The organism is Microcoleus sp. S13_C5, assembly GCF_036700845.1.
Taxonomy (GTDB): domain Bacteria; phylum Cyanobacteriota; class Cyanobacteriia; order Cyanobacteriales; family Microcoleaceae; genus Microcoleus.
In genome coordinates this window covers 1-6,037 of record NZ_JAUBPR010000207.1, presented here as the reverse complement: position 1 = coordinate 6,037, position 6,037 = coordinate 1, and the positions used below count along the sequence as shown (strand labels likewise).

General features: G+C 44.6%; 8 protein-coding genes. 1 reads left to right on the top strand and 7 read right to left on the bottom strand.

What is annotated here, in order from left to right; translation table 11 throughout:
- Nucleotides 1–60 precede the first annotated feature (60 nt).
- The 7 genes from QUA04_RS28425 to QUA04_RS28395 all read right to left on the bottom strand — a co-directional run bounded on the left by QUA04_RS28425 (nt 61) and on the right by QUA04_RS28395 (nt 4,581).
- The gene (locus QUA04_RS28425) at nt 61–639 is read right to left on the bottom strand and encodes a glutathione S-transferase family protein (protein WP_333263792.1); all 579 of its coding nucleotides are present in this window, start codon (nt 637–639) and stop codon (nt 61–63) included.
- Between the two features lie 59 nt (nt 640–698).
- Nucleotides 699–1,682, bottom strand: a complete 984-nt coding sequence (locus QUA04_RS28420) for an aldo/keto reductase (RefSeq protein ID WP_333263790.1) — start codon at nt 1,680–1,682, stop codon at nt 699–701.
- Between the two features lie 17 nt (nt 1,683–1,699).
- A complete protein-coding gene (locus QUA04_RS28415; RefSeq protein ID WP_445242390.1) occupies nt 1,700–1,828 on the bottom strand; it encodes a hypothetical protein in 129 nt (42 codons plus the stop codon).
- 28 nt (nt 1,829–1,856) lie between these two features.
- Nucleotides 1,857–2,009, bottom strand: coding sequence for a hypothetical protein (locus QUA04_RS28410; protein ID WP_333263788.1), 153 nt, complete (start codon nt 2,007–2,009; stop codon nt 1,857–1,859).
- A 49-nt stretch (nt 2,010–2,058) separates the two neighbouring features.
- Nucleotides 2,059–3,134 (bottom strand): ISKra4 family transposase gene (locus QUA04_RS28405; protein WP_333263785.1). Its coding sequence is split into 2 segments (ribosomal slippage): nt 2,059–2,981 and nt 2,981–3,134, totalling 1,077 coding nucleotides; the frame shifts between segments, so codons are not numbered across the junction.
- 75 nt (nt 3,135–3,209) lie between these two features.
- Nucleotides 3,210–3,539, bottom strand: a complete 330-nt coding sequence (locus QUA04_RS28400) for a pyridoxamine 5'-phosphate oxidase family protein (protein WP_333263783.1) — start codon at nt 3,537–3,539, stop codon at nt 3,210–3,212.
- A gap of 133 nt (nt 3,540–3,672) precedes the next feature.
- A complete protein-coding gene (locus QUA04_RS28395; protein WP_333263780.1) occupies nt 3,673–4,581 on the bottom strand; it encodes a DMT family transporter in 909 nt (302 codons plus the stop codon).
- A gap of 200 nt (nt 4,582–4,781) precedes the next feature.
- On the opposite strand from QUA04_RS28395, the gene QUA04_RS28390 reads away from it, so the two are divergent.
- A complete protein-coding gene (locus QUA04_RS28390; RefSeq protein WP_333263777.1) occupies nt 4,782–5,960 on the top strand; it encodes an HNH endonuclease signature motif containing protein in 1,179 nt (392 codons plus the stop codon).
- Nucleotides 5,961–6,037 lie beyond the last annotated feature (77 nt).

Sequence of the window (6,037 nt, the reverse complement as noted above, 5' to 3'; positions counted from 1 at the left end):
GAGCAAATTAGTTCGTTGTCATCTTACAATTTTATTCTTGAAGCCCTATTCTATGCAGCTTCATATTAAATTGGTATGAGCCGTAATCACTTCAAATTCTGGAGTTTGGGAAAAGTAGATAAAGATGGGAATCAGATAGAAATCAGCAATGCTCGCTTGGCTGCCGAGCAGATAGGGGCTAGGCGTAGCTAGCGACTCGATCGCCTCTATAGCCTTTTGTGCAGGCGCGATCGCATTTTTGACTTTAGCCTCATCTGTGTTACCCCCCTGACTAGGCACAATCAATCGCTGAATCACAATGGTGGTAATCGCAGGGCCATAGAAATAGCTATCAATAATCGCCATGATTTGACGCATCCGAGCTTGAAGCATTGGATCGGAAAAGCTAAATTTGCGATCGCCTAAAGTGGCATCCAGGTATTCGGTAATAGCAGCCGTTTCATAAAGCAGTTCGCCATTTACTTCAAGGGTGGGGATTTTACCAAAGGGATTCTTAGCAAGGTACTCTGGGGACTGGCTTTCACCATTGAAGATATCAACGCTTTGGAGGGTATAGTCTGCGCCTATTTCCTCAAGCAGCAGCCGGACGGTACGGACATAGGTACTGACGGGTGTTCCCCAAACAACAAGTTTTGACATGATTTATCGCTCTTTTCCAAAATTTAGCCATAACAAGAATACTTTACTCGCTCCAATTCCTAACGATTGACGGTACTCATATCGGGGTAGCGATCGCCCGCGGCAATTCCTAATGGCAGGGCTGTGGCGATTTGTTCTAGTTCTGCTGGACTCAGCGTCACAGCAGCCGCTGCAATGTTTTCTTCTAAATATGTGCGGCGTTTGGTGCCTGGAATTGGCACAATGTCATCGCCCTGGGCTAAGACCCATGCCAGGGCCAACTGTCCAGCTTTGATACCCTTAGCGGCGGCCATCTGCTCTATCTGCTCGACTAATTCCAGATTTTGCTGGAGATTATCGCCTTGAAAGCGAGGATATCGCTCGGCCCGATAGTCTCCCTCAGATAATGTGTCGAGACTCTTGATTTTCCCTGTGAGAAACCCGCGCCCCAGAGGGCTATAAGGCACAAACCCAATCCCTAGCTCTCGGCAGGTGGGCAAAATCTCGGCTTCTGGCTCCCGACTCCAGAGCGAATATTCAGTTTGAAGTGCCGAAATAGGATGCACTGCTTGGGCACGGCGGATCGTGGCGCTCGCGGCTTCAGAAAGGCCAAGGTAGCGAACTTTCCCAGCTTGGACGAGCTTCGCCATTGCACCTACGGTTTCTTCGATCGGAGTGTTTGGATCGACTCGGTGCTGATAGTAAAGATCGATCGTATCTACACCTAAACGCTTGAGACTGGCATCACAGGCAGAGCGGACATATTCGGGTTTGCCATTGACGCCCTTAAAGCTGCCGTCGCTACCGCGTACATTGCCAAACTTGGTGGCGATGATGACTCGATCTCGATGCCCTTTAATTGCTTTGCCGACCAACTCTTCATTGTGACCGACACCGTACATATCAGCCGTGTCAAGCAAAGTCACGCCTAGCTCTAAGGCGCGATGAATGGTGGCGATCGCTTCTGACTCATCGGGTATGCCATAGAACTCGGACATACCCATACAGCCGAGTCCTAGTTCCGAAACCACTAATCCTTGATTACCGAGTTTTCGCTGTTTCATGATGTTTTCCTATTAGTCTAAAGTTCTTGACGTGTCGGACGGATGATGATTTGATTCACATCAAAATCACCGGGCTGCTCAATGGCATAGGCGATCGCCCGGCCAATTGCATCTGCATCAATAGCGATCGCATAAAGTTCATTCATGCTAGATACGTTTGAGGTATCTCGGTTCTTACCGGCTGCTGACTCCATCAGTCGTGCGTCCGCTCATTTCACTCTCGTGGATGCGGTAGATTACGATCGCTTCTGAACGTCCCTGAGCATCGATCCAGGTTCGATTGATAGCAGGTGAGAGCGTTGGATTGCGCTCTTTGATCAAGTGCATTGCCCGATCGATGTCGGGAGGATGTCACTTTTACAGTGAGCAATTATACTCACGCAGGTTTTTCCTGATTACCAATTAAGCCGTTTAAGTAAGCACAACGATGAGCTAATACTTGTCCCACATGTTCTGATTTCCAACTAGCTCCTGATATTTTAATTCGTCTTGCTATTTGCTTAATCCCTGATTCTACCGCTCCTGAACCAATTGAACAGATGCCATCCCTTGAGCAAACTTCATAGTTGATAATCCTTTGTTTATGCTTTTCTAAATATTTGCAAAAATTCACTGCTGATTTTTTCTTGAGCTTTGTAAATAGAGCTACCGCATTCTCTACATTCCCTTTCCACAAATATGCTTCTGCTTGCTTAATTCGCTTCATTGAACCACCTACTTTCTGAAAATTTTGATTCAGATGATACCAATCGATAATTTCTCTTCTGTCCTGTTCACAACTGATTTCCTTAAATATATTCCACACTCCATCATGTCCATCACCTACGCAAGTTACAGGTTTTGCTAACGGTTGTTTATTTGCCCAATTAACGATGATATCATTTTGATTGAAACTAGCCATCATACCCGTTTCCGACACAATTGCTTTATAGTCTTTCCATTCAGACTTTTCTCCTTGATGTGCCCTCAGTCGTACTTTTCCACCATCTGCACTTAGCTCCGAAATATCTTCTGTTGATCTCGGTTCGCTGAAGTCTTGATAATGTACTAATATGAGTTGTGTTTTAGCCGGAACAGTCACTCCCGTTAGATACTTAATATCTTGGGCGGCATGCTTATAAGCAACATTGGCACTCAGTCTTAAGCAACAGTTTTCTAAATGTGGACTCAACCTACTAGCACTACCACACCCTAGTTTAGCTGCTTGCTTCTCGGTGATACTTAAATTACCTAGGGTACTTTTTAAGGTCTTGATTCTTCCGGCTTTTGTACCGCTAGCTGAGCAGATAAAAAAAAGCCGATATGTGGTGTCACATGAGTCAAAACTTGGTCTCTCACTGCGAGCTCAATATCTTCTAATGTCTGCAAGGAATCAGGAGCATAATCATCATAAAGTATGCCAGAAATAGCATCTAGGTGTGTTTTAATTGTCTGTTGTTGTTCAGGTGTCATGATTATATATGCAGTGGGAAGAGATGATAATTATCGCCATTATACTGATGATGGGTAAAAAAGTCATGGTGGGGCTCACGAGTATTTATACTCATCGCACAAGTGACACGCTCCCTCGATGTCTTCCTGAACAGTGAGGCGGGAGGCTCGACCATTCACAATCACGCTGCGCCAATGAAGCGGATCATTTATTTCTTCAACCTGTAGACAGATTTCAGGATTTGCGTCTATGTCATGAGTCTTCATGCCTTCGGTTGTAAACAGGTAGATGTCCGAATCTTCGAGATAATAACTCATTGGCATCACGTAGGGTTTGCCTTCGTGTATGCAGCCCAGATGACCGTATCCTACTTGGTGTAGCAGCTCGTGTATTTCTTTTGAACTCATTTCATCAATATCTAACATTACTTTTCTCTTAAAAATTCAGTTGTTGCTAGTATTGAAGAGAAATAGTCCCGGCTTTACATCTGTCGTTAGATGGAATCGATATGTGAAAATCAATGATTGGAGTCAGCAGCCTGTTGAGAAAGCGATCGCCTCACAAATCTTCTGCCCGCTTAATTGATGCTTTTTTACCCACAGCTACGCTAGCAACAACCAAACAGGCCGTGACTAGGGCGATCGGCTCCAAAGTCTCACTAAGCAGAATTGCCGAAGCTAGGAGCGTCAAAAATGGTTGCAATAACTGAATTTGACCTATCCGTGCAACTCCACCAATTGCCATACCATGATACCAGGCAAAAAATGCGATAAATTGACTAACAACACTCACATAAGCAAAACCTAACCAGGCTATTGGTGAAGCTGTCAACCCTTGTTTTAATACCACAAATATTGTTGGCAAAACCTCAAAAGGAGCTACAATCACCAATGCCCAGCAGATCACTTGCCATCCACCTAAACTCAAAGCTAATCGCCCACCTTCAGCATAGCCCAAAGCAGCAGCAATTACAGCTCCAAACAAAGCTAAATCTGCGGGATGAAGCTGGCCAGCGCCACTAATAATTCCAAAAACAACAACGGTTGTACTACCGACAATGCTCGCAATCCAAAAGCGGAAATCAGGGCGATCGCCAGCTCGTAAAAACCCCGCTATCGCTGTTGCTAAAGGCAACACTCCTAACACCACAGCACCGTGGGCGGCGGGTACTTGCTGCATTGCCCAAGCCGATAGTACCGGAAATCCCAGAACAACTCCCAATCCGACAACTAATAAACTCCCAAGTTGCTGTTTTGATGGAATGGGTTGATGCGTTATTCGCAGAGTAAAGGCGGCTAGTATAGCTGCTACTAATCCGCGTCCTAAACCTACAAAAAGCGGGTCTAAATCTATCACAGCGGCTCGGGTTGCCGGTAAGGTCAAGCTAAATCCAACTACGCCCAAAAAACCGTAGATTAAGCCGATAGTTTCCGAATTCAAGTGAAGATTTTTCCAGTAGGATATCATTGAGTCTCCAATATTGATTAATTTAGGGTGTTCTGCGGTACACCTTACCCATATTACTTCTGAACGTAGCAATTCTGCTCTTACCGCAAATGCTACAATAATAACTTGTCAACTTTTCTCCTTTTCTGTGTCCTCTGCGCTACATTTGGAACTAAATTGATTGTAAGTTAGTAGGAATAAAACTGTATCGAGGTTTAAAAATGGGACAGAACACAGTTAAGGCTCTTATGCAGCGTGGATTTGATTCAGAAACAGCTAATCGCCTTGACCAAGCTGGATATAAACTCAATGACCTTAAAACCCTAGATGAAAACGAACTACGTTCTCTAAATATTCCAGAGGAATTAATTGACAAACTTTTACGGGAAAAACGCCCGCCAATTCCTTCTGAAACGCTGAACAAAGTTCTCTATGAAAGTGGTATGACTTGCTGTATATGTGGGGACAAAAATCAAGGTATCATTGTTCACCATATTGAGGAATATAGTGTTTCACGCAATCACGCTGAAGATAATTTAGTAGTTCTTTGTCTTAACCATCATGGTGAAGCACATACAAAGAGGGAACTTCAACAGAACTTAACTCCAGAGAGACTACGCGACTTTAAGCAGCGATGGTTAGATTGGCTTAAACAACCTGGTAATCGTAAAGCTCTCAGTGCCAATCCAGAAGATTCATATCAATCTATAAATCAGATTGCAGATTCAGTAGCGATCTTTACAGCACCAGTGATGAGCCTACAGTTTGCTGACCATGAGACTCGTCAAGAGCTTGGTAACTCAATTAAGCTGTCGTCTATCGCGTATGGGGAGCCAGTCACCCCACTACGTGACACTCAAGTAATGCAATGGCGAGATATCGGCAAAAGTGGCTTGAGCATTGGAACACCAGAGCCATTAATCAGCCCTGACTACTGGCGGGAAAAGGAGGAATATATCCGACTCACAAGCCTTCTTAGACCAGTTGCATTTGTAATTCACAACCAGAGCAGCACCTTACTTCAGGGAGTACGAGTTGAAATAATAGGGAGTTCTTCTGGTGGTATCACTGTTACGGATAAACTACCCGATAAGCCAGCCTACCGTTTAATTGACGTAATTCCACCTAACATATATGATCGCCTCAGTTTGCAACGAGATCCTCAGACGGAAGTGGTCGATCACGGCAGCCAATGGACACTCACCGTTCACTTTGGGAATGTTCAGCCTAAGTCGTCTGTCTGGGCAGATGAACCATTCTACATTGGCTCTAATGCAGAGGAGTTTCTTGAGCTAGAGGCTGTCATCTATGCTGACAATCTGCCTGACCCTCCAAAAGTGAAACTCACCATTGAGTTTGAGATTGAAAACAGGTTTCCTCTTACAATTGATGACTTGTAGTACAACCCACATTCCGCAGATGTGGGTGGAATTTTTTTATCAGTTGTGAAAAGTGGGAACCCCAAAGTTTTTCCGTT

What these genes read in the sequence shown, in the direction of transcription:
- QUA04_RS28395 (WP_333263780.1), bottom strand. Translation starts at nt 4,581, where the DNA reads ATGATATCCTACTGGAAAAATCTTCACTTGAATTCGGAAACTATCGGC.
- QUA04_RS28420 (WP_333263790.1), bottom strand. Translation starts at nt 1,682, where the DNA reads ATGAAACAGCGAAAACTCGGTAATCAAGGATTAGTGGTTTCGGAACTA.
- QUA04_RS28400 (WP_333263783.1), bottom strand. Translation starts at nt 3,539, where the DNA reads ATGTTAGATATTGATGAAATGAGTTCAAAAGAAATACACGAGCTGCTA.
- QUA04_RS28410 (WP_333263788.1), bottom strand. Translation starts at nt 2,009, where the DNA reads ATGCACTTGATCAAAGAGCGCAATCCAACGCTCTCACCTGCTATCAAT.
- QUA04_RS28425 (WP_333263792.1), bottom strand. Translation starts at nt 639, where the DNA reads ATGTCAAAACTTGTTGTTTGGGGAACACCCGTCAGTACCTATGTCCGT.
- QUA04_RS28415 (WP_445242390.1), bottom strand. Translation starts at nt 1,828, where the DNA reads ATGAATGAACTTTATGCGATCGCTATTGATGCAGATGCAATTGGCCGG.
- QUA04_RS28390 (WP_333263777.1), top strand. Translation starts at nt 4,782, where the DNA reads ATGGGACAGAACACAGTTAAGGCTCTTATGCAGCGTGGATTTGATTCA.